Origin of the sequence: Rhodococcus chondri, from assembly GCF_036327435.1 — a bacterium.
Classification (GTDB): Bacteria; Actinomycetota; Actinomycetes; order Mycobacteriales; family Mycobacteriaceae; genus Rhodococcus; species Rhodococcus chondri.
The window spans coordinates 1-26698 of sequence record NZ_JAUZMZ010000061.1 but is presented as its reverse complement, the minus strand read 5'-3'; the positions used below and the strand labels follow the sequence as shown (position 1 = coordinate 26698).

Below are 26698 nucleotides of genomic sequence, written 5' to 3'. Positions count from 1 at the left end.
TGCAGCTTCGGCGCGTCACACGCTGCCGGCGACCGTGCCGCCACGCGTCGGGCGGATTCTCGACACGGCCGATCAGGTGGCGTCGATTCTCACCGTGGCGGGGCGCCACGGTGGCCTCCGGCCGGGTTCGGCCTCGGGCGCCGCGGCCCGCGAGGACGCGTTGCGGCCGCTGTGGGACGCGGTGCGTACCGCACGTCGCGCCGCCGCCACCGCCGTCGCGCGCCACTCTCCCCAGACCTGAGCTGCACCGACCTCACCCTGTCCGTCGGCGGGTACGGGTCAGGTCGCGCGACGGGCCGTCAGCAGCAGGTACTCCCAGTCCATCGCTCCCCCTCCCAGATCGTGGCGCCGCGCCAGGTCTGCGAGGTCACGGTCGAGCGCCGCCACCCGGTCGGGATCGTCGGCGATCGCGCGGTAGACGGCGATGGTCGGGCCGTAGGCGGCCTTGAAGAAGTCCCGGAACTCCTCGCCCGTGGCGAACCCGTCGACGCGGAGCGAAACGGTACGCGCCGACACGTCGGTCACGCGGTCGCCGAGCAGGGCCCGTACATGCTCCTCGTCGCCCCACAGCGGAGGCGGTTGGGCACCGGGAGGGGGCGGCGGCGCGTACGGCTTCATCGTCGCGAACATCTGCCCGATGAAACCGGCGGGCGTCCAGCTGAGCAAACCGATCCGGCCGCCCACCCGGGTCACCCGCACGAGTTCGTCGGCGGCGGCCCGGTGGTGGGGCGCGAACATCACACCGACGCAGGACAATACGACGTCGAAACTTTCGTCGTCGTACGGCAGGTTTTCGGCGTCGCCCTCCTGCCAGTCGAGATCGGCTCCGGCGGCGGCGGCATCGCGGCGGCCGGCCTCGAACAGTTCCGGTGTCAGATCGCTGGCGGTGACGGTGGCGCCGGCGAGGGCCGCCGGTATCGCGGCATTGCCGGATCCGGCAGCGACGTCGAGCACGCGGTCGCCCGGGCGCACACCGCACTCGGCGACCAGCGCCGTCCCCAGCTCCGGGATGATCTCGGTGGCGACTGCGGGATAGTCGCCGAGGGCCCACATCGCGCGGTGTTTCGTCTTGAGCGCACGGTCGGCGCCGAGAGTGGTCGAGTCGGTCATGATGAGTCTCCTCAGGAGAACGAGCCCCGTGTTCCGGTCCGGTGTCCGGGGCGGGTGCAGGTCAACTGTAGAAACCGGGAGCGACCCGCATCCAGTACGGAATCTGTACCGGCGTGCGCCGCGCCCCTGTCCCCGCGCGGCACGAAGGCCTAGCATTCGACCATGGGGTCGCCGTACCACCAGTTCTGTCCCGTCGCCAAGGCGATGGAACTGTTCGACGAGCGGTGGACGCTGCTGATCGTGCGAGAACTCGTGCTGGGCAGCGAGCACTTCAACGAGTTGCGGCGGGGCCTGCCGAGGATGTCGCCGACGTTGCTGTCCAAGCGGCTGCATCAGCTGACCTCGGCGGGAATCGTGGAGCGCCGCAGTGAGGGCACCGAGGTGCGCTACGTGCTCACGGACGCGGGCCGGGAACTGGTACCGGTCGTCGATGCCCTCGGAGCGTGGGGATCGCGGTGGACGGGCCGGCTCGGCGACGAAGACCTCGATCCGAAGCTGCTGATGTGGGACATGCACCGCCACGTCGACCACACCGTGGTGCCCGCCGGCCGGACGATTGTGCGGTTCGAGTTCCCCGGGGCGCCACGGTCCGTGCGGCGGTGGTGGATGATCATCACCCCGGGCGATGTCGACGTGTGCGACACCGACCCGGGGTTCGAGGTGTCGGTGGCGGTCACGGCGCAGCTACGGGCGCTCACCGAGATCTGGCGCCGGGAGCTCGGATGGCCGGCGGCGCTGCGGTCGGGTGCGGTGGTGATCGACGGGCCGTCCGAACTGCGTCGCAGTCTTCCGCGGTGGTTCGTCTCCTCGGTGTTCGGCGCGGTGAGCTGATACGCGGTTACGCGGGCCGTGTCGGGCGGGCCGGGAGTTCGCAGCACCCCACCGCACACAACTGTCCGTTGCAGCCGACGCCGAACTGCGGTTCGGTACCGCGGCGCCGCGGCGGCTCGGTACCGAGTTGTTCCTGCACCAGTTGTCGAACCAGTTGCGCGAACCGGGGATCCGTCCCGGCCGTTCCGGCCCGCGCGAACGCCATGCCGAGTTCGGCGGCCCGCCCGCGCGCTTCCGTGTCGAGGTCCCAGACGACCTCGAGGTGGTCGGAGACGAACCCGACGGGTGCGACGATCACCGCGTCCACACCGCGGTCGTGGAGGGCGTCGAGGTGGTCGACGATGTCGGGTTCGAGCCACGGCACCCGAGGAGGTCCGGAGCGGGACTGCCAGACCAGGTCGTAGTCGTCGACGCCGAGGGCGGCCGAGACCAGGTGCGCCGCCTCGGCCACCTGCCGGCTGTACAGGTGACCGCCCGCCTCGCGGGGCCCGCCGGCGGCGTCGGCGGTGGTCGGCACCGAGTGGGCGGTGAACACCAGACGCGCGGTGTCTCGGCTCCGGTCCGGCAACTCCGCACGTGCTGCGCGCACGCCGTCGGCCACCGCGTCGATGAACAGTGGATGGTCGTAGAACTGGCGCAGCTTCGTCAGGTCCGGTGCGTCGGCGATCGCCGCGCGGGCGCGGGCGATGTCCTCGTGATACTGCCGGCATCCGGAGTATCCGCCCCACGCCGACGTCGCGAACACCAGGGCGTTGCCGACACCGTCGCGGGCCATCTCGGCGACGGTGTCCTCGATCAGCGGATGCCAGTTCCGGTTGCCGAAGTAGATCGGCAGATCGATTCCGTGGGTGTCGAATTCGGCGCGGACCGCCTCGATGATCGCCCGGTTGAGGGCGTTGATGGGTGACACACCCCCGAAGTGCAGGTAGTGCTCGGCGACGGCGTCGAGTCGTTCGGGCGGGATGCCACGACCGCGGGTGACGTTCTCGAGAAACGGCCGCACCTCGTCGGGGCCTTCGGGGCCGCCGAACGAGAGCACCATCAGCGCGTCGTACGCCTCGGGGGTGTTCGCCATGGTTCTGTTCTCCTGACGGTCAGGCGCCGAAACCGACCTGCGAGTGGAAGCCGCCGTCGACGTAGACGATGGAGCCGGTGGTGCCGGGCAGCCAGTCGGACAGGACCGTGCACACGGTCTTGGCGACCGGTGTCGGGTCGTCGACGTCCCAGCCGATCGGCGAGGCGGCGGACCAGCCTTCGTTGAGACGGTTCATCTCGGCGCCGGGACCGGTGGCATCGCCCGCGATGGCTTTCGCCGCGAGGGTCTTGATCGGGCCGGCCGCGACGAGGTTCGAGCGGATCCCGCGCGGACCCACCTCTTTCGCGACGTACCGGTTGACGGATTCGAGGGTGGCCTTGGACACGCCCATCCAGTTGTAGAAGGGCACCGCGCGGGCCGGGTCGAAGTCCATGCCGACGATCGAACCGCCGTCGTTCATCACGGGCAGCACCGCCTTGGCGAGCGCCCCGTACGAGTACGCGGACACCTCGAGTGCGACCGCGACGTCGGTCCACGGCGCGTCGAGGAACGGGCTGCCCAGGCACGAGCGTGGTGCGAATCCGATGGAGTGGACGACGCCGTCGATGCCGTCGCGCGCGATCTCGCGGATCTTGCCGGCGAGACCGTCGAGGTGCTCCTGGTTCTGAACGTCGAGTTCGATCGCCGACGGCACGGGCTGCGGAAGCCGTTGCGCGATCCGGTCGATCAGGCGCAGCCGGTCGAATCCGGTGATGATCACCTTGGCGCCCTGTTCCTGCGCCACTTTGGCGGTGTGGAATGCGATGGAGGCATCGGTGATGATGCCGGTGACGAGAATGGTCTTGCCTTCGAGCAGTCCGCCCATGAGTGTGCCTGTCCTCCAGTGAGTTTCGGATGCGGTCCGGATGTGGCGGGTCAGTGGCCCATGCCGAGGCCACCGTCGACGGGGATGACCGCGCCGGAGACGTAGGCGGAGTCGTCGGAGGCGAGGAAGCTCACGACCGCGGCGACGTCCTCGGGCCTGCCGAGACGCTGGAGCGGGATGAACTTCTTCGCGGTGTCGCGGACATCGTCGGACAGTTCGGCGGTCATGTCGGTCTCGATGAAACCGGGGGCGACGACGTTGGCGGTGATCGAGCGTGAACCGAGTTCGCGGGTCACCGACCGGGCCAGGCCGATCACCCCGGCCTTCGAGGACGCGTAGTTGATCTGTCCCGCCTGCCCGGCGAGGCCGACGACGGAACCGAGGAAGATCATCCGGCCCCAGCGGCCCCGCAGCATCGCCCGGTTGGCGCGCTTCGCGCACCGGAACGCGCCGGTGAGGTTGGCGTCGACGACGGTGGTGAACTGGTCCTCGGTCATCCGCATCAGCAGGGTGTCGTCGGTGATGCCCGCGTTGGCGACCAGGACCTCGACGGGCCCCTGATGGTCTTCGACCTCCTTGAACGCCCGGTCGACGGAGTCGGTGTCGGTGACGTCGCACACGACACCGAACAGGCCGTCGGGGACGCCGGAGCCACGGTGGGTCACGGCGACCTGGTGTCCGTCGCCCTGCAGGCGGCGGGCCACGGCCAGGCCGATTCCGCGGTTACCGCCGGTGACGAGAACCGAGCGGGACGTGGTGGGCCGCGCGGACGCTGCGGGGCTGGTTGCGTCAGTCATGCGCACAAACCTATCTGGTCGGCGATCAGGCTCGGACAGTGCTCTGGGAGCGGCGACAAGTCGGGTCAGGGCAACCGTTGGCGCAGCACCATCGCAGCGACCAGACCGGCGGCGACGGCGAACACCCCGAACATCAGCCAGGGACGACTGGCGTCACCGCGGGTCGTTTCGAACCCGATCTGCTCCTCGAGGGTGTCGTAGGCGCCTTCGAGTTCTTCGAGGCTGGACGCGGTGAAGAAACTGCCGCCCGAGAGCTTGGCGATCTCTTCGAGCGACGGGTCGTCGACGGGGACCGGGATCCGCTCGTCCTCGATGGTGACGGTGCCGTTCTCGGTACCGAACGAAATGGTCGAGACCGGGATGTTCTTGTCCGCGGCCTGGCGTGCCGCGGTGAACCCGCCCCGCGGGTCGTCGGGGCTTTCGGGGACGGTCTGCTTTCCGTCGGACAGCAGCACGATCCGGGCGGGCGGCGCCTGGTCGCTGCCGCCGAGTACCGCCGACAGGGTGTCGATCGACTGCATCGCGGTGAAGATGGCCTCACCGGTGGCGGTGCGTTCGCTGAGTTGCAGGTGATCGATCGCGGTCTTGGTGGCAGCGCGGTTGGTGGTCGGTGACACCAGCACGGACGCGGTACCGGAGAACGCGACCAACCCGAGGTTGATCCCCGGTGTCAGGTCGTCGGCGAACGACTTCGCGGCCTCCTGCGCAGCGGCGAGACGCGACGGCGCCACGTCGGTGGCCTCCATCGACAGCGACACGTCGATCACGAGCACCACCGTCGCGCGATTTCGGGGCACGCGTTGCTCGGCGGTGGGTCCGGCGAGCGCAACCGTGAGAAGGGCGAGGCCGACGAGCAGCAACGCGATCGGGACGTGCCGCGCGGGCCCGGGCCGGTCCGGGGCCACTTTCTCGAGGAGTTCGAAGTTGGTGAACCGGAGAGTGTGGGCGTGCCGCCGACGCTGCACCACAACATATCCCGCGCCCAGCGCGGCGACCACGAGCAGGAACAGCAGCCACCACGGGGAGGCGAAGTCGGAAAAGCTCATCGGCCCCCCTGCCGGGCGGGACCTGCCGGCGCACCGAAGCTGTGGCGGCGCGCGGCGACGAATCGCACCACGTCGCCGATCCAGTCGCGGTCGGTGCGCAGACTCAGCATCGGGGCGCCGCAGCTGCGCAGTGCCAGCTGCACGGCCGCACGGTGCTCGGCGGCGGCGCGCGCGAAGTCGTCACGCAGCTGTGGGGTGGTGGTGAATTCGCGGGTACGACCGGTTTCCGGGTCGTGCAGCACCACGTCGCCGAGGTCGGGGAGTTCGAGGTCGCGGCGGTCGAGCACCTCCACGGCCAGCAGGTCGTGACGGCCCGACAGCGCCCGCAGGGATCGTTCCCAGTCCAGGGGGCCCAGGAAATCACTGATGACCACGGCGAGACCGCGGCGGCGTTGTGGCCGGCGCAGCGCCTCGACGACACCGCGCAGGTCGCCGCGGGTGCCGTCGGGTGGGTGCGGGGTCGTGGCGATGGTGCGCAGCATCGATTGGGCGTGCAGACGCCCACCGCGGGCCGGAATCCGCACCACGTCGCGCCCGGTGGACACGACGGCACCGATCCGGTTGCCGCCCCCGCTCGTCAGATGCGCGATCGCGGCGACCGCGGCGACCGCGAGATCTCGTTTCTCGCAGAGCCCGGTGCCGAAGTCGAGGCTGGCGGACAGGTCGATCGCCAGCCACGTTTCGAGTTCCCGGTCGGCGACACTCTGCCGCACGTGGGGGTGGGTGGTGCGGGCGGTGACCGACCAGTCCATCTGGCGGACGTCGTCGCCGGGCTGGTACTCGCGGGCGTCGCCGGGTTCGGAGCCGGGACCCGGAATCAGACCGAGGTGATCGCCGTGCAGGACCCCGTCGAGGCGGCGTCGTACGGTCAGCTCCAGCGTGCGCAGCGCCGCGGTGAGGGCCGGGTCGCGCAGTTCGCCGGAACGGAAGGCCGGCGGCGACCCGTGGGCGCGTTCACTCACCGTGTCCCTGCACCCGCCTGCGGTGCGGCGGCAGGGGCCGGTGACGCACCGACGGGTGCGGGCGCGGTCGCCTGCGGCGCGACCTGGGGCAGGCCGACGGTCTGCAGGATCTTGGTGATGATCTGGTCCGGGGAGACGTCGTCGGCGAGTGCGTCGTAGGAGAGCACCAGGCGGTGCCGCAGCACGTCCGGAATCACATCGACGATGTCCTGCGGGATCACGTAGTCGCGTCCACGCACCAGCGCCAGCGCGCGGGCGGAGGAAATGATGCCGAGTGTGGCGCGCGGCGAGGCGCCGTAGGCGATCCAGCCCTGCACATCTGTCAGGCCGACGTCACCGGGCGAGCGGGTCGCGAAGATCACCCGCACCACATAGTCGACGAGGGCGTGGTGCACGAACACTCGGCTCGCCACCTTCTGCAGCCGGATGAGCTCCTCGTGGCCGAGGATCTGCTTGGGTTCCGGCGCGGCCACACCCATGCGGTAGACGATCTCGCGTTCTTCCTCGACGGTGGGATAGTCCACGAGCACCTTGAACAGGAACCGGTCGCGCTGCGCTTCCGGCAGCGGGTACACGCCTTCGTTCTCGATGGGGTTCTGGGTGGCCATCACCAGGAACGGCTCGGGCATCGGGAACGTCTTGCCGCCGATCGTGACGTGTCCCTCGGCCATCACCTCGAGCAGCGCGGACTGCACCTTGGCGGGGGCGCGGTTGATCTCGTCGGCGAGGACGAAGTTGGCGACGACGGGGCCGAGTTCGGTGTCGAACTCTTCGCGGCCCTGCCGGTAGATGCGGGTGCCCACGAGGTCGGTGGGCACCAGGTCGGGGGTGAACTGAACGCGGGAGAAGGATCCGCCGACCACCTTGGCGAAGGTTTCGACCGCCAAGGTCTTGGCTACGCCGGGGACGCCTTCGAGCAGCACGTGCCCTTTGGCGAGGACGCCGACGAGCATCCGCTCGACGAGCAGGTCCTGACCGACGATGACGCGTTTGACTTCGTACACGGCCTTTTCGAGCAGTCGTACGTCGCTCATGGGGTCGTGCACCGGGTCGGGGACGGAGGTCCGGCCGTCGGTTCGTTGCGGCTGAATTCGTTTGGTGGTGTCCACCGCACCGGCCTGGGGGATTCCACCCTGTTGAGCTGCCGCGCCCTTCTGCGGGGCACCGCCCTTCTGGGGGGCACCGCCCTGTGCGCCCGGCGCTGCCGTACCCGACGTCCCACCCTCACGTGAGGTCACCAAGAATCCACCGCTTTCGCCTGCTTGCTTACTCCGCTGGAAAACACCTGCCGGCACCACTATGGCAGGTGCCGGTTTCCTGTGCCGTCACCGCAACACCGTCCGAGTGGACGGCACCGTTGCACCGGCCTCCCGGACGACGTCAGAGCGCCGTCACGACACCATGCGCACCACGTAGGGCGTCATCCCGTCCCAGCGTACCGGCGAGATCTTCACGTGCGAACCGGACTGCGGCGCTTCGAGCATCATGCCGTCACCGAGATACAGGCCCACGTGCTGACTCGCGTTCGGGCCGTAGAAGATCATGTCGCCGCGCCGCATCTGCGACGACGGGACCTGCGTGCCGGCGGTGTACTGGTAGCCGGTGTAGTGCGGCAGGGAGATGCCGATACCGGCGAATGCGTAGATCATCAGTCCCGAGCAGTCGAATCCGACCTTGTTGAAATCACCGTAGGTGTCGGCAACACCGCCGTCGCGGATGCCGCGAGTAGGACCGTTCTCGTCGCCGCCTCCCCACGCGTACGGCACGCCGATCTGCGACAGGCCTCGATCGACGACCGTCTGGATGGCGGCCGTGCCGGTGACGGTGGGGCGCGGTGTGCTGGGCTTGGACCTCGGCTTCGACGGGGTGACGATGGCGTCGCCGACCGGATCGCCCGGATCCTGGTTGCCCCAGTCGCGGCCGGTGCCGCCGGAGTCCGTGTCCGGCCCGAGGTCCGGGTCGGTCTCTGTGCCGATTCCCGTGTCGGCGCCACCCGCCTCGGCGCTGTCGGGCAGAGGCGACTCGGCGACGACATCGGAATCCGGGGCGCCCGGTTCGGTCACCGTCTCCGGGGGCGCCTGCTCCCGGACACTCCCGTCCGTGACGGGAGCCGGCGTATCGATCTGGGTGTGTGGTCGCCGGCCGTTCGCGAGTTCGGCGGCGCGGGCGCGGGCTGCCGCATCGGCGGCGACCCGTCCGGCGGCCTCGACGGCGGCCTCGTTCGCAGCCGCGGCGGCAGCGGCCGCCGCCGCCTCCTCGGCACGGCGCTGCTGGTCCCAGGCCACATACTCGGCGCGTTGTCCCTGTAGCCCGGCCACGTTGCTCCGGGCCAGGTCGAGGGAAGTCTGAGCCTGCGCGCGCTCTTGTTCGATGCGCTGTTTGTCGGCTGCTTGCTGATCGAGGGCCGCACGCGCGACGGTGATCGCGGTTTCGGCGTCCGCCTTCCGGCGTTCCGCTGCCTCGGCGGCCGCGTCCGCTTCCAGCTTGGCGGCGCGTGCCTGTGAGTGGTTGTTGGCCTCCTCGGTGCGGGCACGCTCGAGTGCGTCGAGCACCGCGGTCCGTCCCGAAAGCAGCAAGCGCATGACCTGAGCGCGGTCGAGCAGGTCCTCGGGGCCGTCGGTCGCCAGGAACGCGGCGAGCGAGGCCGAGTTCACGCCCCGCGTGTAGCTGCTGCGAGCGAAATCGTCGAAATCGTGTTGGGCATGCTGGATCCGGGCCCCGGCGTCGCGCAGTGCCTGCTGCGACAGCGCCACCGTATGCGCCGCGGAATCGGCTACATCGCGTGCGGACTGCAGGTCCACCAGGGCGCGGTTGACCGCTTCGCGTTTGATCGCCACCGCGGCGTCGAGCTCGGCGAGCTGTTGGTCGGCATTGGCGATCCGCAGGATCAGTTCCCCGATCCGGTCGACGCCGGAGGTGACGGCCGATCCGGCTGCCTCGAGTTCCTGTTCGCTCGGGTTCGGGGGCGGCGGCGCAGCCCCGGCGGTCCCGGCGACACCGACGAGCACGACGGTGAGGAGAGCGACCCCGGCCACCAACCGCGGGACGGGGCGGCGGCGTGAGCGTCGACGTCCGGTGGGTTCCGGCGAAAGACTGTGTGGCTCAGCGGCGCCGGACGATACCGACCGTCGCGGATTTCCGCGGAAACCGAATCGTCTCACAGTGCTCTCCCTCGGTCGTGCCGGCGGGTGAGGCCGACGCCGACGCTCGGCAGGAAGAGCGCAGCGCTGATCGCCCGTGGTGTCCACGGTCGAATCGCCGACTATCGCACGCCGGGTCGCAGCAGCGTACTGCAACCCGGTTGTGACACTTCTTCCCCAAGAGCGCCATCTGCACCGTACGACACACGCGCGGCGGTCGCACGACAGTCACGAATATCGGCAGAAAATTGTCGTTCGGTCACCGGCCGGACACGGGCATCGCATGCGGACGCCGATCGGTGCCGGATCGTGTCGCTCAGGCCGTTGACGACCGGTCGCCCGGCCCGGGAACCGGTTCGGGGGTCGCAACTTCGGTACCGCGACGACGGCGGCTCTTCACCAGGTACGTGACCCCGGCTGCGGCGGCGACCACGACGATCAGCAGGATCGTCCACAGCGTCCACGGCTGGGACGGCTCGGCCAGCGAATCGACGAAATTGCGGGCAGAGACGACGGGGTCGCCGGTGTAGGTGCGGTCCTGCGCGGCTTCCAGCGTGACCCGGTCGAGGTTGTCGCTGTAGGTCCCGACCCAGCCGGGGCTGAGGACGAGGACGGTACCCCCGTCCTCGGAGCCGATCTCGGTGGCGAGGTCGCGCAGTTGCGAATCGATGCGGGGATCGCGCTCGACGACGACGATGCTCAGATCGACGCCCAGGTCGCGGGCTCGCTCCACCTGCTCGACGAGCTCGGCGGCACGGTCGGCCGGTGCGGCGACCTGGTCGTCGGCAAGGTCCGCGAGCACCTGTTCGAGCGAGACACCGGGAGGCAGATCGGTGACCGAAGGCCCGGGAATTCGTGGCAGTGGCGCAGACATCTCTCTCCGGTGGTGCTGGGGCAGGAGCGGGCGATGCGGCTTCTCCTCGCCGAGAGTCGGCGGGGGTGCCACACTCGCACGGCAACATCGCACACTACGCGATGGACGTTGCGGATCAGGCGCCGACGCCGGTTCGCGCGCGGGCGTTCACATCCCGGGCCAGTGGACGGAACCGCGACGCGGCCGGGATGATACCTCCGCATTGCAGGACAAGCGTACTGTTAGACTTGTCGTGAGACGCCACGACGTCACCGCACCGAACTGCCGGCCGGGTCGATGTCGTGTGCCTCGCTTCAGCCGTCGACACAGCCCCGTCGGCGGCGAGCCGTAACGACGAGTGGAGCTGACGTGAGCACCAGTATTGATTCGTTCGGCGCCAAGGGGACGCTGCAGGTCGGAGAGAACTCGTATGAGATCTTCCGCCTGTCGGCCGTTCCCGGCACCGAGAAACTTCCCTATTCCTTGAAGGTTCTCGCCGAGAACCTCCTTCGCACCGAAGACGGCGCGAATATCACCGCCGACCACATCCGCGCCCTCGCCGACTGGGATCCGTCGGCCGATCCGAGCGTGGAAATCCAGTTCACCCCCGCCCGCGTGATCATGCAGGACTTCACCGGCGTGCCCTGCGTCGTGGACCTCGCCACCATGCGTGAAGCCGTCACCACCCTGGGCGGCGACCCGGACAAGGTCAACCCGCTGTCCCCTGCCGAGATGGTCATCGACCACTCCGTGATCCTCGACGTGTTCGGCACGGCCGACGCCTTCGAGCGCAACGTGCAACTCGAATACGAGCGCAACGAAGAGCGCTACCAGTTCCTGCGCTGGGGCCAGGGCGCCTTCGACGACTTCAAGGTCGTGCCCCCGGGCACCGGCATCGTGCACCAGGTCAACATCGAGTACCTGGCCCGCACCGTCATGGTCCGCGACGGCCAGGCCTACCCCGACACCTGCGTCGGCACCGACTCGCACACCACGATGGTCAACGGCCTGGGCGTCCTCGGCTGGGGCGTCGGCGGCATCGAGGCCGAGGCCGCGATGCTCGGCCAGCCGGTGTCCATGCTCATCCCGCGCGTGGTCGGCTTCAAACTCACCGGTGAGATCAAGCCGGGCGTCACCGCGACCGACGTGGTGCTCACCGTGACGGACATGCTGCGCAAGCACGGTGTCGTCGGCAAGTTCGTCGAGTTCTACGGCGAGGGTGTCGCCGAGGTGCCGCTGGCCAACCGCGCCACGCTCGGCAACATGAGCCCCGAATTCGGTTCGACGGCCGCGATCTTCCCGATCGACGACGAGACCATCAACTACATGCGCCTGACCGGCCGGTCCGAGGAGCAGCTCGCGCTCGTCGAGGCCTACGCCAAGGAACAGGGCATGTGGCACGACGCAGCCAAGGAGCCGGCGTTCTCCGAGTACCTCGAGCTGGACCTGTCGACGGTCGTCCCGTCGATCGCCGGCCCGAAGCGCCCGCAGGACCGAATCCTGCTGTCGGAGGGCAAGCAGGCATTCCGCCGCGATATCGTCGACTACGCCAAGACCGATCACACCCAGCTCGACGAGGCGGTCGAGGAGTCCTTCCCGGCCTCCGATCCGAGCGCACTGACCTTCGCCGACGACCACGAGGGCACCGTCGTCCACTCGGCCGCACTCGACACCGAGGGTCGTCCGACGAAGCCCGTCACCGTCAAGTCCGACGAGCGCGGTGAGTTCGTCCTCGATCACGGCGCGGTCGTGGTCGCGGGCATCACGTCCTGTACCAACACCTCGAACCCGTCGGTCATGCTCGGCGCGGCACTGCTGGCGCGCAACGCCGTCGAAAAGGGTCTTGCTTCCAAGCCGTGGGTCAAGACCAACATGGCGCCCGGCTCGCAGGTCGTCACCGACTACTACGAGAAGGCCGGCCTGTGGCCGTACCTCGAGAAGCTCGGCTTCCACCTCGGTGGTTACGGCTGCACCACGTGCATCGGCAACACCGGTCCGCTGCCGGAGGACATCTCCAAGGCGATCAACGACAACGATCTGGCCGCGACGGCCGTGCTGTCGGGCAACCGCAACTTCGAGGGTCGTATCTCCCCCGACGTCAAGATGAACTACCTGGCCTCGCCGCCGCTGGTCATCGCCTACGCGATCGCCGGCACCATGGACTTCGACTTCGAGACGGACCCGCTGGGTCAGGACCAGGACGGTAACGACGTCTTCCTGAAGGACATCTGGCCGTCCACCCAGGAGATCGAGGACACCATCGCGGCGTCGATCAACCGGGAGATGTTCGTCGACTCGTACGCCGACGTCTTCAAGGGCGACGAGCGCTGGCGTTCGCTGTCCACCCCGGAGGGCAAGACCTTCGAGTGGGCCGAGGACTCCACCTACGTGCGGAAGCCTCCGTACTTCGACGGCATGACCAAGGACGCCGCACCGGTTTCCGACATCAAGGGTGCCCGCGTTCTGGCGCTGCTGGGCGACTCGGTCACCACCGACCACATCTCCCCCGCCGGTGCCATCAAGTCCGGCACCCCCGCCGCGCAGTACCTGGAGGCGCACGGTGTCGCACGCAAGGACTTCAACTCCCTGGGCTCGCGTCGCGGCAACCACGAGGTGATGATCCGCGGCACGTTCGCCAACATCCGGCTGCGCAACCAGCTCCTCGACGACGTCTCGGGCGGCTACACCCGCGACTTCACGCAGGACGGCGGACCGCAGGCGTTCATCTACGACGCGTCGCAGAACTACCAGGCCGCCGGCATCCCGCTCGTGGTCCTGGGCGGCAAGGAGTACGGCTCCGGTTCTTCGCGCGACTGGGCCGCCAAGGGCACCAGCCTGCTCGGTGTCAAGGCCGTCATCGTCGAGTCGTTCGAGCGCATCCACCGCTCCAACCTGATCGGCATGGGCGTTGTGCCGCTGCAGTTCCCGGCCGGCGAATCCGCCGCGTCGCTGGGCCTGGACGGCACCGAAACCTTCGATATCGAAGGCATCGAGAAGCTCAACGAGGGCGCGACCCCGCAGACCGTCAAGGTCACCGCGACCCGCGAGAACGGCGAGAAGGTCACCTTCGACGCCGTGGTCCGGATCGACACCCCGGGTGAGGCGGACTACTACCGCAACGGCGGCATCCTGCAGTACGTGCTGCGCAACATGATCAACAACTGATCGGTTCGCGACCGCACGGCCGCACAGAGTGCGGCGCGGTGGGCCTGGGACGAGTCTCGTCTCGGGCCCGCCGTGTCCGCTGTCGGAAAGGATGTGGGCGGTGCCCAAGGTCAGTGAGGACCATCTCGCCGCTCGGCGCAGTCAGATCCTCGACGGTGCACGACGCTGTTTCGCCGAGTACGGCTACGACGGCGCGACGGTGCGCCGGCTCGAGGAGATCACCGGACTGTCCCGCGGCGCGATCTTCCACCATTTCAAGGACAAGGACGGCCTGTTCCTCGCGCTCGCGCAGGCGGACAACAAGCGGATGGCCGATGTCGCCGCCACCCAGGGACTGGTGCAGGTGATGCGCGACATGCTCGCCTCACCCGAGCGGTTCGACTGGCTCGGCACCCGCCTCGAGATCACCCGGCGCCTGCGGACGGACCCCGAGTTCGCGAAGGCGTGGACCCAGCATTCGGCCGAACTCACCGAGGCGACCGTGGGCCGCCTCGAACGGCAGCGCGAAGCGGGACGGCTCCGCGACGACCTGCCGACCGAAGTGGTTCTCAAGTATCTCGATCTCGTGCTCGACGGACTCATCGCCCGGCTGGCATCGGGACATGCGGAAAAGGAACTCGGGCAGGTTCTCGATCTCGTGGAGGAATCGGTCCGGCGCCGCGATTGACCCGATCCGGTCGCGGCCGGTCAGCCGCCCTGGTCTGCTGTGGCGGTGCGCCGTCGGCGATTCGGGCCGCCCCTGCCGCGCAGACGCACCTGGGATTCGACCAGCACATTGTGCACGAACCCGTAGGAGCGTCCGGTTTCCTGCGCCAGCGTGCGAATGCTCGCACCCGCCTCGTACCGGCGTTTGAGTTCTTCCTGCAAGCGGTCCCGAGATTCCCCGGTGACCCGAGTTCCCTTCGTAAACGTAGGCTGAGCACGGTCGGGATTGCGCGCCATTGATCCTCCCGTCGCCTCGACAAAGGTCCTGTTTCCAGGCTAGATCAACGGCACGCGGACCGTGGCGGATCGATCCGAAGGGGGCACGGACCGGAGCCGGCCTCACGCCAGCTGGATCAGCTCCAGGTACTCCCGCGACCAATGGTCCTCGGTGCCGTCCGGGAGCAGAATCACACGCTCCGGGTTCAGCGCCTCGGCGGCACCCGGATCGTGGGTGACGAGCACGACCGCGCCCTCGTAGCTGCGCAGCGCGTCGAGAACCTGCTCGCGCGAGACCGGATCCAGGTTGTTGGTCGGCTCGTCGAGCAGCAGCACGTTCGCGGCCGACGACACGAGCCCCGCCAACGCCAGACGCGTCTTCTCACCGCCCGACAAGGTGCCGGCGGGCTGATCGAGCTGGGGGCCGGTGAACATGAACGCACCGAGCAGCCCCCGCAGGTCCTGCTCCCCCGCGTCCGGAGCGGCGTGACGAATGTTCTCCCAGACCGACGCATCGTCGTCGAGGGTGTCGTGTTCCTGCGCGAAGTATCCGATCTTCAACCCGTGGCCGGCGACGAGTTCACCGAGATCCGGTGTCTCGACGCCGCCGAGCAGACGCAGCAGGGTGGTCTTGCCCGCACCGTTGAGACCGAGGATCACCACGCGTGACCCGCGGTCGATCGCCAGGTCGACGCCGGTGAAGATCTCCAGCGAGCCGTACACCTTCGTCAGTTCCTTCGCCATGAGCGGGGTCTTGCCGCACGGGGCGGGCTCCGGGAACCGAATCTTGGCGACCCGGTCGGCCACCCGGACCTCGTCGAGGTCGTTGAGCAGCTTGTCGGCGCGTTTGGCCATGTTCTGCGCCGCGGTGGCCTTCGTGGCCTTCGCGCCGAGCTTCGCGGCCTGCTTGTGCAGCGCCGACGCCTTCTTCTCGGCGTTGGCGCGCTCGCGGCGGCGACGCTGCTCGTCGGTCGCGCGGGCATCGAGGTACTTCTTCCACCCCATGTTGTAGATGTCGGCCTCGCCGCGCACCGCGTCGAGGAACCACACCTTGTTGACGACGTCGGCGAGCAGATCCACATCGTGACTGATCACGATGAGTCCGCCGTCGTGGTTCTGCAGGAATCCGCGCAGCCACGTGATGGAGTCGGCGTCGAGGTGGTTCGTGGGCTCGTCGAGGAGCAGGGTCGTCGCCGATTTCCCCGCACCGTCGGACGCCGCGAACAGGATGCGGGCCAGTTCGACGCGGCGCCGCTGACCGCCGGACAGCGTCTGCAGGGGCTGCTCGAGAATGCGGTCGGCCAGGCCCAGGCTCGAGCAGATCCGCGCGGCCTCGGACTCGGCTTCGTACCCGCCGAGAGCGGAGAAACGTTCCTCGAGCGAGCCGTACTTGTGCACCGCGCGGTCGCGGATCTTCTCGTCGACGGCCTCGGCCATGAGCGCCTGCTGCTTCTCCATCGAGCGCAGGATCTCGTCGAGGCCGCGCGCCGAGAGCACCCGGTTCTTCGCGAGCACCGACAGGTCACCCTCTTTCGGGTCCTGCGGCAGATAGCCGAGTTCGCCGGAACGGACGACGGTGCCGGCATACGGTTCGCCCTCGCCCGCGAGGATGCGCAGGGTGGTGGTCTTGCCCGCGCCGTTGCGTCCGACCAGCCCGATCCGGTCTCCGGGCTGCACCCGCAACCCGGACCCGGGTGCGGAGAGCAGCGTCCGCACACCGGCACGGACTTCCAGATCGGTAGCGGTGATCACGCGTGGGACTCCTCGATGGGGGGTGCGATTGGGTGCCGTCAGGCCGAAGGGCCGGGCACACGAACCACCTATTTTACCGTCGATGACACCGGATCAGGAGGTGAGATGCACTACGTTCACCGGCCGTCGCAGGCGGTGGTCCCTCGACCGCGCGACGCGGAGTTCTACGCTGCCCACTATGACGACGTCCCGGATCGCCGACGTGCTGGTCGCCGGCCTCGGCCCGGCCGGTCGCACCCTCGCCTCCCGGGCCCACGCCGCCGGGCTCGAGGTCGTGGCCGTCGACCCGCATCCGGATCGGGAGTGGACCGCCACGTACGGGGCGTGGGCCGACGAGCTTCCCTCCTGGCTGCCGGCCGGGGCTGTCGCGTCTCGCGTCGACGAACCCGCGGTATGGGCGGGACGGCCGCACGTGCTGAACCGGGCCTACTGCATCTTCGACACCGCGGCGCTGCGCGCCGCGCTGCCCCTCGATCCGGTGACGGTGACCGCCGGACGGGTCCGGTCGCTGGATCCGGGTGGCGCGGTGCTCGACGACGGACGTCGGCTCCGGGCCCGCTACGTGGTCGATGCGCGTGGGGTACCGGTCACCGCGCAGTACGCGCAGCAGAGCGCCTTCGGTGTCGTCGTCGACGAGCCGGCCGCGGCGCCGGCCCTCGAGTCCCGGTCGGCGTGGTTCATGGACTGGCGCACCGACAACGGCACCGTCTCCGGCGATACCCCCTCGTTCCTGTATGCGATGCCGGTGGGCGCGGGCCGGGTACTTCTCGAGGAGACCTGCCTGGTGGGACGCCCCCCGGTGCCGCTGCAAGAACTGCGCCGCCGGCTCGACGCGCGGCTCACGGCGCGGGGGGTGCCCGTCGACGGCAGTGAACGCATCGAGCGGGTGCGCTTCGCGGTCGAGGCTCCGCCCCGCCGCCGCGACGGGGTACTCGGCTTCGGGGCGCGGGGCGGGCTGATGCACCCGGCGACGGGATACGCGGTCGGGACCGCGCTCGCGACCGCCGACGCGGTGGTCACGGCGATGCGGAACAACGCAGACCCCGACGAGGTGCTGTGGACGCGTGCGGCCCGAGCGGTCGCTGCCCTGCGGTCGGTGGGGCTGCGGGCCCTGCTGCGCCTCGATGCGACCTCGACCGCGGAGTTCTTCTCGGAGTTCTTCGAGCTGCCGCCGGCACACCAGCGCGCGTACCTGTCGCGGCGCGACGACCTCGCGGGCACCGCGGCGGCGATGTGGAAACTCTTCGGCGCGGTGCCGCCGCGGATGCGGGGCGCGCTCGTGCGCGCGATGTGGTGACATCTCAGCCGCCCGACACCGAAGAAATTCCGCCGGTTCGCCGCACACCGGGCGCACTGTCGATCATGATGGGCATATGCGGTCGATCTGGAAGGGTGCCCTCGCGTTCGGCCTCGTCAACGTCCCGGTGAAGGTGTACTCGGCGACCGAGAGCCACGACATCAGATTCCATCAGGTGCACGCCAAGGACGGCGGGCGAATCAAGTACCAGCGGGTGTGCAGCGAGTGTGGCGAGGTCGTCCCCTATCAGGAGATCGACAAGGCCTACGACTCGGAAGACGGCACCCGTGTCGTACTCACCGACGAAGACTTCGACAAGCTGCCGGCCGCGGAGAAACACGAGATCCCGGTGCTGCAGTTCGTGCCCACCGAGCAGATCGATCCGATTCTGTTCGAGAAGTCGTACTATCTCGAACCCGATTCGGCGTCGCCGAAAGCCTATGCGCTGCTCGCGGCGACGCTCGAGCAGAGCGACCGCACCGCACTGGTGCATTTCACGTTGCGCCAGCGCACGCGTCTCGCCGCGCTCCGCACGAGCGAGGGCCTGCTGATTCTGCAGACGCTGCTGTGGCCGGACGAGGTGCGCGCCGCCGAGTTCTCCTCCCTCGACAAGGTGGAGCAGCCGAAGCCGAAAGAACTCGCGATGGCCGAGACCTTGGTCGAATCGATGTCTGCGGACTTCGACCCGACGGAGTTCACCGACGAGTACCAGGTCGAGCTGCGGACGTTGATCGACGATGCGCTCGCCCGCGGCGGAGAAAAGGTGTTCCAGGTCGCCGAGCCCGCCGAGGAAGGTGCCGACGCCGAGGTCCTCGATCTGGTGGCTGCGCTGCAGCGCAGCGTCGATGCCGCCGGGGGGAAACCGTCCGGGGGCAGCAAAGACGACGAAACCGAGGCTCCGAAGAAGAGTTCCGGACGGAAGGCGCCGGCGAAGAAGGCCGCCGCCAAGAAAACCACCGCCAAGAAGAGCGCATCAGGAAAGTCCGGGTCGACCGCGAAGAAGACCCCGGCGAAGAAGACGACCGAACGCAAACGCGCCTGACCGCCGGGCCTACAGGCCCGGCGGTCGGCTACTTCGGTGAACGGTGGTCGGCGGAGCGGAAGCGATCCGGCGCGCCGGCGTTCGAGTACAACGCGGGTGTTCGAGAAGAATCTCGAATCAGACGGTGAAGCCCAACGCGCGCAACTGCTCGCGCCCGTCCTCGGTGATCTTGTCGGGACCCCACGGCGGCATCCACACCCAGTTGATGCGGAGTTCGTCGCACATGCCGCTGCGCACGAGTGCGCCCTGAGCCTGGTCTTCGATGACGTCCGTGAGCGGGCAGGCCGCCGAGGTCAGCGTCATGTCGATGGTCACGGCCTCGTCGGTCTCGGAGATGCCGTAGACCAGTCCGAGGTCGACGACGTTGATGCCGAGTTCCGGGTCGACCACGTCGCGCATGGCCTCCTCGAGTTCGTCCAGACGCTCGGGGTCCAGGGGTGGTGCCGAGGCGGACACCATGTTGCTCGTCTCGCTGTCGCCGGAGTTCCCGGCGATCGCGTTCTCGGCGACCGCAGCCTCGGCAGTCACGGTGTCGGGGGCAGGTTCGGTCATGAGTTCTTTCCTCCGCTAGAAACGGGTTCGACCCCGTCGGCCACATCATTCTCGGCCCCGCCGTCGAGAATCTGCACGACGGCGTCCTTGAATGCCATCCAGCCCAGCAGCGCGCACTTGACGCGCGCCGGGTACTTCGAGACCCCGGCGAAGGCGATGCCGTCGCCCAGGACATCCTCGTCGCCTTCGATGTTGCCACGGCTGCCCACCATCTCGGCGAAACTCGCGACGGTGGCGAGCGCCTGCTCGACGGGTGTTCCGATCACCTGGTCGGTGAGCACCGAGGTCGCGGCCTGGCTGATCGAGCAGCCCTGACCGTCGTACGAGACGTCCGCCACGACACCGTCGGCGAGGTGCACCCGCAAGGTGATCTCGTCGCCGCAGGTCGGATTGACGTGATGCACCTCGGCGCCGTAGGGATCGCGCAGACCGCGATGGTGGGGACGCTTGTAGTGGTCCAGGATCACTTCCTGGTACATCTGTTCCATTCGCATCAGCCGCGCACCCCGAAGAAGTCCTGTGCCCGGCGGATCGCGGCGCCCAGCGCGGCGACCTCGTCGAGCGTGTTGTACACGGCGAACGACGCGCGTGCGGTGGCGGCGACCCCGAGACGCCGGTGCAGCGGCCACGCGCAGTGGTGACCCACACGGATCTCGACGCCCTCGTCGTCCAGGATCTGCCCGAGATCGTGGGCGTGGACGCCGTCCACGACGAACGACACGGCGCCGCCGCGTTGCTCCGCGGTGGTGGGGCCGACGATCCGCAGACCCTCGATCGCGTTGAGCTCGGCAAGGGCCGCGGCCGTCAATTCGTGTTCGTGCGCGGCGACCGCGTCCATCCCGATGTCCTGCAGATACCGCACCGCAGCCCCGAGCCCGACGGCCTGCGACGACATCGGCGAGCCCGCCTCGAATCGTTGCGGAGGCGCCGCGAACGTCGTCGTGTCCATGGTGACGGTTTCGATCATCGAACCGCCGGTGATGAACGGGGGCACATCGGCGAGCAGATCGCGACGCCCGTAGAGAACCCCGACGCCGGACGGCCCGAACATCTTGTGCCCGGAGAACGCAGCGAAGTCCACCCCGAGCGCTCGGAAGTCGACGGCCATGTGCGGCACCGACTGGCAGGCATCGAGCACGACGAGCGCACCGACCGCCTTGGCGCGCCGCACCAGTTCCTCGACGGGCGCCACCGCACCCGTGACGTTGGACTGGTGGGTGAACGACACCACCTTGACCGCCTCGGTCAATTCGAGGGAATCGAGATCGATGCGGCCGTCGTCGGTGACCGCGTACCAGCGCAGGGTCGCGCCGGTGCGGCGGGCCAATTCCTGCCACGGCACCAGGTTGGCGTGATGCTCGAGTTCGGTGATCACGATCTCGTCGCCGGGGCCCAGCTTGTGGGGAAAGCGGGAGTCCGCGAACGCGTACGCCACCAGGTTCAGCGACTCGGTGGCGTTCTTGGTGAACACCACCTCGTCGGTATCGACGCCGACGAAGTCGGCGATGACGGCGCGGGCACCCTCGTAGGCGTCGGTGGCCTCCTCGGACAACGCGTGCGCGCCGCGATGGACTGCGGCGTTGCACGAGGTGAGGAACTCACGTTCGGCGTCGAGCACCTGCACCGGGCGCTGCGAGGTCGCGCCGGAGTCCAGGTATACCAACGGCCGGCCGTCGCGCACCGTCCGCGCGAGGATCGGAAAATCGGCCCTGATCCGGGTGACGTCCAGTGTCCGCATCGTCACCGTCATATGTTCACGCTCCCTGTGTCGCTGCCTGGGTGAACCGCACGTAGCCGCTCGCCTCGAGTTCGTCGGCCAGCTCCGGTCCACCGGATTCGACGATGCGGCCACCGACGAACACGTGCACGAACTGCGGCTTGATGTACCGCAGGATGCGCGTGTAGTGCGTGATCAGCAGGACGCCGCCGTCTTCCTGCGACTGGTAGCGGTTGACGCCTTCGGACACGACCCGCAGTGCGTCGACGTCGAGGCCCGAGTCGGTTTCGTCGAGGATCGCGATCTTCGGCTTGAGCAGCCCCAGCTGGAGGATTTCGTGGCGCTTCTTCTCGCCGCCGGAGAAACCTTCGTTGACGCTGCGCTCACCGAACGCCGGATCGATCTCGAGTTCGGCCATCGCCGACTTGACCTCTTTGACCCAGTGGCGCAGCTTCGGTGCCTCGCCACGGACGGCGGTGGCGGCGGTGCGCAGGAAGTTCGACATCGAGACGCCGGGAACCTCGACGGGGTACTGCATGGCCAGGAACAGGCCGGCGCGGGCACGCTCGTCGACGCTCATCGCCAGCACGTCTTCACCGTTGAGGGTGATGGTGCCGGAGGTCACCTCGTACTTGGGATGACCGGCGATCGCGTAGGACAGCGTGGACTTGCCGGAGCCGTTGGGGCCCATGATGGCGTGCGTCTCGCCGGAGCGGACCGTCAGGGTCACGCCGTTGAGGATGTTGATCGGCTCGGCGTTCTCGTCGGTCTGCGCGACACGAACGTGGAGATCCTTGATCTCGAGGACGTTCTGGGATGTGGACATCGGTGAAATCAATCCTTCGAAAAGAGTATGGGGACTACGACGGTCGGGTGGTCAGGCGCCGACCGCTGCGAGTTCGGCCTCGACTGCGGCGTGGAGCCGCTCACGCACCTCCGGCACGGTGATCTTCTCGAGCAACTCGTGGAAGAAACCGCGGACGACGAGACGTCGGGCCTGGTCCTCGGGGATGCCGCGGGCGCGCAGATAGAACAGCTGCTCGTCGTCGAAGCGGCCGGTCGCGGACGCGTGCCCGGCGCCGACGATCTCGCCGGTCTCGATCTCGAGGTTGGGCACCGAGTCGGCCCGGGCTCCGTCGGTGAGCACCAGGTTGCGGTTGAGTTCGAAGGTGTCGGTACCTTCTGCTTCCGCGCGGATGAGCACGTCGCCGATCCACACCGTGTGGGCGTCGGGTTTCCCGGAATCCGGATCGCCCTGCAACGCACCCTTGTACACGACGTTCGACTTGCAGTTCGGCTGCGAATGATCCACCAGCAGCCGCTGCTCGAGGTGCTGACCGGCGTCGGCGAAGTACACGCCGAGCATCTCGGCGTCGCCGCCGGGACCGTCGTACCTGACCGTCGGTGAGATGCGGACCAGGTCGCCGCCGAGCCCGACGGTGAAGTGCCGCAGCACCGCGTCGCGGCCGAGGCGGGAGTGGTGCGCGGCGACATGCACGGCGTCGTCGGCCCAGTCCTGCACCGCGACGACCTTCAGGTGGGCGCTGTCGCCGACGACGAACTCGACGTTCTCGGCGTAGGTGCCGCTGCCGCGCTGATCGATCACGACGGTGAGGTTCGCGAACGGCTCGAGCCGGATTTGCAGGTGCCCGTAGGCGACCTTGCCCTCCCCCGGCCCCGTCACGGTGACGGTGACGGGTTCGGCGACCTCGACCTCGCGGCCGACGGTGAGGACCGTCGCGGTCTCGAACGCCGAGTACGCCTGCGCGGCGACCCGGTCGGCGGGGACGCCGCCCTGCCCGAGGCGCGGGTCGTCGCGACCGACGGTCTCGACCTGCACGCCGTCGACCGGAGTCACCTCGATCGGGGCGGTGGAGTCGGCGACCGCGGAGCCGTCGTGCAGCCCGCGCAGCCGGCGTAGCGGCGTGAACCGCCAGGCCTCGTCGCGGCCGCCGGGAATCTCGAAGGCATTCACATCGAACGAGGTGAAGACCTCGCCCTTGTTGACGGCCGGCACCTTGGTGTTCTCGCCGCGCACCGCGGCCTGCACCCCGGCGGCGGGGGTGTTGCTCGTATTCGCAGTCATCTAGCCGACTGCCCCTTCCATCTGCAGTTCGATCAAGCGGTTCAACTCGAGGGCGTACTCCATGGGGAGTTCCTTGGCGATCGGCTCGACGAAGCCGCGCACGACCGTTGCCATGGCCTCGTCCTCGTTGAGGCCGCGGCTCATGAGGTAGAACAGCTGATCGTCACTGACCTTGGACACCGTCGCCTCGTGGCCCATCGTGACGTCGTCCTCGCGGATGTCGACGTACGGGTAGGTGTCGGAACGGCTGATCTGGTCGACGAGCAGCGCATCGCACTTGACGGTCGACTTGGAGCCGTAGGCACCCTTGTTGACCTGGACCAAACCGCGGTAGGAAGCACGTCCGCCGCCGCGGGCCACCGACTTCGACACGATCGTCGAGGAGGTGTGCGGCGCCAGGTGCAGCATCTTCGCACCGGTGTCCTGGTGCTGGCCCTCACCGGCGAACGCCACGGAGAGCACCTCACCGCGGGCGTGCTCGCCCATCATCCACACGGCCGGGTACTTCATCGTCACCTTGGAACCGATGTTCCCGTCGATCCATTCCATCGAGCCGCCCGCCTCGACCTTGGTGCGCTTGGTCACCAGGTTGTAGACGTTGTTCGACCAGTTCTGGATCGTCGTGTAGCGGCAGTGACCGCCCTTCTTGACGATGATCTCCACGACCGCGGAGTGCAGCGAGTCGGACTTGTAGATCGGAGCGGTGCAGCCCTCGACGTAGTGCACGGAGGCACCTTCGTCGACGATGATCAGGGTCCGCTCGAACTGGCCCATGTTCTCGGTGTTGATCCGGAAGTAGGCCTGCAGCGGAATGTCGACGTGCACACCCGGCGGGACGTAGATGAACGAGCCACCCGACCACACGGCCGTGTTGAGGGCGGAGAACTTGTTGTCGCCGGCCGGGATGACCGAGCCGAAGTACTCGCGGAACAGTTCCGGGTGTTCGCGCAGACCGGAGTCGGTGTCGAGGAAGAGCACGCCCTGGGCCTCGAGGTCCTCACGGATCTGGTGGTACACGACCTCCGACTCGTACTGCGCGGCCACGCCCGAGATGAGCCGCTGCTTCTCGGCTTCCGGGATGCCCAGCTTGTCGTAGGTGTTCTTGATGTCCGCGGGCAGGTCGTCCCACGACTCGGCCTGCTTCTCCGTCGACCGCACGAAGTACTTGATGTTGTCGAAGTGGATGCCCTCGAGGTTCGAACCCCAGCCCGGCATCGGCTTCTTCTCGAACGTGCGCAGCGCCTTGAGGCGGATGTCGAGCATCCACTCGGGCTCGTTCTTCTTGGCGGAGATGTCGCGGACGACGTCTTCGGACAGCCCACGCTGCGCGGAAGCGCCGGCCGCGTCGGAGTCCGACCAGCCGTATTCGTAGTGGCCGAGGGACGCGATGGTCTCCTCTTGAGTCAACGGCGCGCCTGCGCCGGACGTCTGGTCCGAAGTGACGGTCATGCGAGCTCCTTCCGGAGGATGGATCGATGTCGGCACGGGCTGCTTGTCGCCGACGGACAACAATGGGGGTTGTTCATTTCTTACGGCTCGTCTCAAGGCTCGGCGGCACTCACGACCTCGCGCCTCCCTTCGGCGGAAGCACCGGGACATGGGTGGTGCAGAAGGCGTCGCCGTTGGCAATGGTCGCCAGTCGTTGCACGTGCGTGCCGAGAATCTCCACGAATGCTTCCCGCTCGGCTTCGCACAGTTCGGGAAACTCCTCGGCGACGTGGGAGACAGGGCAGTGATGCTGGCAGATCTGGACGCCGGCGCCGACCTGCCGGGTGGACGCGGCGAAGCCGGCGGCGGTGAAAGCGTCGGCAATGTCCTCGGCGACTGCCTCGATTTCGGCGCTGCTGTCCGATTCGGCCGGGGTCACTCTCCCGAGGATGGACTGCACACGGCGGCGCGCGAAGTCCTCGATGGCGGCGTCTCCCCCGATCTCACGGAGATGACGCATCGCGGCACCGGCAAGATCGTCGTAGGAGTGCCCGAGTCGGGCACGCCCGACCGCAGTGAGCTGGAACCGGCGGGCCGGACGACCACGGCCACGGCCCTGTCGCCGTGGCGGCGCGGCGGCCTGTGCTTCGCCGGACTCGATCAGGGCGTCGAGGTGCCGGCGCACCCCGGCGGCGCTCAGACCGAGACGATCGCCGATGTCGGGGGCTGTGATCGGCCCCTGTTCGAGCAGCAACTGCACGACGGCGGCGCGGGTCTGCCCTTCGTGTTGCGGCACCTCGCGACCCGACGTCGCGCGCGCAGACGGAACCGTCGCAGGGTCGTGACCTGCGCGTTCCTCATCTGATGCGGACATGGTCGGGGTTTTCACAACACCAGTGTGACGGAATTCGAGAACATGGTCTACCAAGGGTGCCCTTCCTCTCCCGCTCCCCATCATGTGTCCGAGGACAGCGGCGGGCGCCCGTTACGCTGCGTGCGTGCCGTCGACCCCATCCGAACCCGAGCTGCCCGAACCCGAGGCGCGCGGAGCCGACCGCGCGGACCACCTCGGCGCCCGCGCGCTCGACCTGGGTCGCCGCGCGCTGGGTCTCGGCAAGCGAGATACCCGGCCGGGAGTGGCCGCCGTCCTGCACGGCGACGAAACCGAAGGCCGGGGGCTCGATGCGACCGAGACCGCGCAACTGCACCGCATCCGCATCTTCGGCGCCACCGGCACGGTCCTGATGGCCGTCGGGGCGCTCGGCGCGGGCGCGCAACCCGTGTTGCAGAACCCCGTCCAGGGAGTGCGGATGCTGGGGTTGGCGGCCCGGATGCCCAGCGCCTCGCTGACCCTGGCGATGACCGGCACCGTGCTGGTGGTGCTCGCGTGGCTGCTGCTCGGACGGTTCGCGATCGGCCGCCACGACCCGGACGGTCAGCCGCGGCGGCTCACTCGTTCCCAGCTCGACCGGACCCTGCTGCTGTGGATCCTGCCGCTGGTGGTCGCGCCGCCGATGTTCAGCAAGGACGTGTACTCCTACCTCGCGCAGAGCGAGATCGCCGCGCGCGGCCTGGACCCGTACGACGTCGGACCCGCCGGGGCGCTCGGCGTCGATCATGTGCTGACCCGGACAGTGCCCAACATCTGGCGCGACACCCCCGCCCCGTACGGGCCGGGGTTCCTGTGGCTCGGCGAGAAAGTCGCCTCGGTGACCGGCGACAATATCGTCGCCGGCATCTTCGTCCACCGACTGCTCGCGCTGGTCGGTGTCGCGCTGATCGTGTGGGCGCTGCCGCGCCTGGCGCGGCGCTGCGGCGTCGCCTCGGTCAGCGCCCTGTGGCTCGGGGCGGCGAATCCGCTGCTGCTGCTGCATCTGGTTGCCGGGATCCACAACGAGGCGCTGATGCTGGGGCTGATGCTCGCCGGCGTCGAACTGGCTCTGCGTGGGGTGCACATCGATACGTCCGACGGCCGGCCGCACCGGTTGCGCGCCGCAGCGTGGCTGGCCACGGGCACCGCGGTGATCGCGCTGTCGTCGATGATCAAGGTGCCGTCGCTGCTCGCGCTCGGATTCGTCGGTATGGCGCTGGCCCACCG

At 68.7% G+C, this 26698-nt stretch carries 24 protein-coding genes and 1 pseudogene; 7 read left to right on the top strand and 18 right to left on the bottom strand.

The features are described 5' to 3' along the window. Window positions 1–241: pseudogene (locus Q8814_RS12590) on the top strand (hypothetical protein); the annotation flags it as partial. A gap of 38 nt (window positions 242–279) precedes the next feature. Here Q8814_RS12590 and Q8814_RS12585 read toward each other — a convergent pair. Continuing rightward, complete coding sequence (locus Q8814_RS12585; protein ID WP_330152360.1) at window positions 280–1110, bottom strand: class I SAM-dependent methyltransferase; 831 nt, start codon at window positions 1108–1110, stop codon at window positions 280–282. Window positions 1111–1272: 162 nt separating this feature from the next. On the opposite strand from Q8814_RS12585, the gene Q8814_RS12580 reads away from it, so the two are divergent. Then, window positions 1273–1941, top strand: coding sequence for a winged helix-turn-helix transcriptional regulator (locus Q8814_RS12580; RefSeq protein WP_330152359.1), 669 nt, complete (start codon window positions 1273–1275; stop codon window positions 1939–1941). A 7-nt stretch (window positions 1942–1948) separates the two neighbouring features. Here the strand turns inward: Q8814_RS12580 and Q8814_RS12575 are convergent, their stop codons facing one another. The 8 genes from Q8814_RS12575 to Q8814_RS12540 all read right to left on the bottom strand — a co-directional run bounded on the left by Q8814_RS12575 (window position 1949) and on the right by Q8814_RS12540 (window position 10661). Next, window positions 1949–3016, bottom strand: a complete 1068-nt coding sequence (locus tag Q8814_RS12575) for a ferrochelatase (RefSeq protein ID WP_330152358.1) — start codon at window positions 3014–3016, stop codon at window positions 1949–1951. A gap of 19 nt (window positions 3017–3035) precedes the next feature. After that, complete coding sequence (gene inhA, locus Q8814_RS12570; protein ID WP_330152357.1) at window positions 3036–3842, bottom strand: NADH-dependent enoyl-ACP reductase InhA; 807 nt, start codon at window positions 3840–3842, stop codon at window positions 3036–3038. Window positions 3843–3892: 50 nt separating this feature from the next. Further along, window positions 3893–4639 (bottom strand): 3-oxoacyl-ACP reductase FabG1, encoded by a 747-nt coding sequence (gene fabG1 / locus Q8814_RS12565; RefSeq protein WP_330152356.1) that lies wholly within the window; start codon window positions 4637–4639, stop codon window positions 3893–3895. 65 nt (window positions 4640–4704) lie between these two features. Continuing rightward, window positions 4705–5685: a VWA domain-containing protein gene (locus Q8814_RS12560; RefSeq protein ID WP_330152355.1), complete on the bottom strand. Its 981-nt coding sequence runs from the start codon at window positions 5683–5685 to the stop codon at window positions 4705–4707. Then, entirely contained in the window at window positions 5682–6647 is a 966-nt protein-coding gene (locus Q8814_RS12555; RefSeq protein ID WP_330152354.1) for a DUF58 domain-containing protein, read from the bottom strand. The genes Q8814_RS12560 and Q8814_RS12555 overlap by 4 nt, the downstream gene beginning before the upstream one ends. Beyond that, entirely contained in the window at window positions 6644–7885 is a 1242-nt protein-coding gene (locus tag Q8814_RS12550; RefSeq protein WP_330152353.1) for an AAA family ATPase, read from the bottom strand. The genes Q8814_RS12555 and Q8814_RS12550 overlap by 4 nt, the downstream gene beginning before the upstream one ends. A gap of 153 nt (window positions 7886–8038) precedes the next feature. Further along, a complete protein-coding gene (locus Q8814_RS12545; RefSeq protein WP_408015896.1) occupies window positions 8039–9685 on the bottom strand; it encodes an NlpC/P60 family protein in 1647 nt (548 codons plus the stop codon). 418 nt (window positions 9686–10103) lie between these two features. Then, on the bottom strand, window positions 10104–10661 hold the full coding sequence (locus tag Q8814_RS12540; protein WP_330152351.1) for an Rv1476 family membrane protein: 558 nt from the start codon (window positions 10659–10661) through the stop codon (window positions 10104–10106). A 360-nt stretch (window positions 10662–11021) separates the two neighbouring features. On the opposite strand from Q8814_RS12540, the gene acnA reads away from it, so the two are divergent. Together acnA and Q8814_RS12530 are read left to right on the top strand one after the other, a co-directional pair. Continuing rightward, window positions 11022–13805: an aconitate hydratase AcnA gene (acnA, locus tag Q8814_RS12535; RefSeq protein ID WP_408015898.1), complete on the top strand. Its 2784-nt coding sequence runs from the start codon at window positions 11022–11024 to the stop codon at window positions 13803–13805. 100 nt (window positions 13806–13905) lie between these two features. Beyond that, the gene (locus tag Q8814_RS12530) at window positions 13906–14472 is read left to right on the top strand and encodes a TetR/AcrR family transcriptional regulator (RefSeq protein ID WP_330152349.1); all 567 of its coding nucleotides are present in this window, start codon (window positions 13906–13908) and stop codon (window positions 14470–14472) included. 20 nt (window positions 14473–14492) lie between these two features. On the opposite strand, the gene Q8814_RS12525 is transcribed toward Q8814_RS12530, so the two are convergent. Next, window positions 14493–14747 carry a helix-turn-helix domain-containing protein gene (locus Q8814_RS12525; protein WP_330152348.1) on the bottom strand — a complete coding sequence of 85 codons (255 nt, stop codon included), beginning with the start codon at window positions 14745–14747 and terminating at the stop codon, window positions 14493–14495. A gap of 102 nt (window positions 14748–14849) precedes the next feature. Further along, the gene (locus tag Q8814_RS12520) at window positions 14850–16478 is read right to left on the bottom strand and encodes an ABC-F family ATP-binding cassette domain-containing protein (protein ID WP_330152347.1); all 1629 of its coding nucleotides are present in this window, start codon (window positions 16476–16478) and stop codon (window positions 14850–14852) included. 178 nt (window positions 16479–16656) lie between these two features. Here Q8814_RS12520 and Q8814_RS12515 point away from each other — a divergent pair, with 178 nt between their 5' ends. Together Q8814_RS12515 and ku are read left to right on the top strand one after the other, a co-directional pair. Then, entirely contained in the window at window positions 16657–17775 is a 1119-nt protein-coding gene (locus Q8814_RS12515; RefSeq protein ID WP_330152346.1) for a lycopene cyclase family protein, read from the top strand. A gap of 76 nt (window positions 17776–17851) precedes the next feature. Further along, entirely contained in the window at window positions 17852–18817 is a 966-nt protein-coding gene (ku, locus tag Q8814_RS12510; RefSeq protein WP_330152345.1) for a non-homologous end joining protein Ku, read from the top strand. Between the two features lie 117 nt (window positions 18818–18934). Here ku and Q8814_RS12505 read toward each other — a convergent pair whose 3' ends face one another. From Q8814_RS12505 to Q8814_RS12475, 7 genes are all read right to left on the bottom strand, one after another. Next, window positions 18935–19369, bottom strand: coding sequence for a metal-sulfur cluster assembly factor (locus Q8814_RS12505; protein ID WP_408015895.1), 435 nt, complete (start codon window positions 19367–19369; stop codon window positions 18935–18937). Next, window positions 19366–19863, bottom strand: a complete 498-nt coding sequence (sufU, locus tag Q8814_RS12500) for a Fe-S cluster assembly sulfur transfer protein SufU (RefSeq protein ID WP_330152344.1) — start codon at window positions 19861–19863, stop codon at window positions 19366–19368. The genes Q8814_RS12505 and sufU overlap by 4 nt, the downstream gene beginning before the upstream one ends. Next, window positions 19863–21119, bottom strand: coding sequence for a cysteine desulfurase (locus Q8814_RS12495; RefSeq protein ID WP_330152343.1), 1257 nt, complete (start codon window positions 21117–21119; stop codon window positions 19863–19865). Before Q8814_RS12495 ends, sufU begins: the two co-directional genes overlap by 1 nt. Before the next feature lie 4 nt (window positions 21120–21123). Further along, complete coding sequence (gene sufC / locus Q8814_RS12490; RefSeq protein ID WP_330152342.1) at window positions 21124–21912, bottom strand: Fe-S cluster assembly ATPase SufC; 789 nt, start codon at window positions 21910–21912, stop codon at window positions 21124–21126. 51 nt (window positions 21913–21963) lie between these two features. Continuing rightward, window positions 21964–23172: a Fe-S cluster assembly protein SufD gene (gene sufD / locus Q8814_RS12485; protein ID WP_330152341.1), complete on the bottom strand. Its 1209-nt coding sequence runs from the start codon at window positions 23170–23172 to the stop codon at window positions 21964–21966. Then, on the bottom strand, window positions 23173–24621 hold the full coding sequence (gene sufB / locus Q8814_RS12480) for a Fe-S cluster assembly protein SufB (protein WP_330152340.1): 1449 nt from the start codon (window positions 24619–24621) through the stop codon (window positions 23173–23175). A gap of 109 nt (window positions 24622–24730) precedes the next feature. Continuing rightward, window positions 24731–25555 carry a helix-turn-helix transcriptional regulator gene (locus tag Q8814_RS12475; RefSeq protein ID WP_408015897.1) on the bottom strand — a complete coding sequence of 275 codons (825 nt, stop codon included), beginning with the start codon at window positions 25553–25555 and terminating at the stop codon, window positions 24731–24733. A gap of 1 nt (window position 25556) precedes the next feature. Between Q8814_RS12475 and mptB the strand changes: the two genes are divergently transcribed. Then, on the top strand, window positions 25557–26698 hold a 1142-nt coding region (gene mptB / locus Q8814_RS12470; protein WP_330152338.1), incomplete at its 3' end, for a polyprenol phosphomannose-dependent alpha 1,6 mannosyltransferase MptB.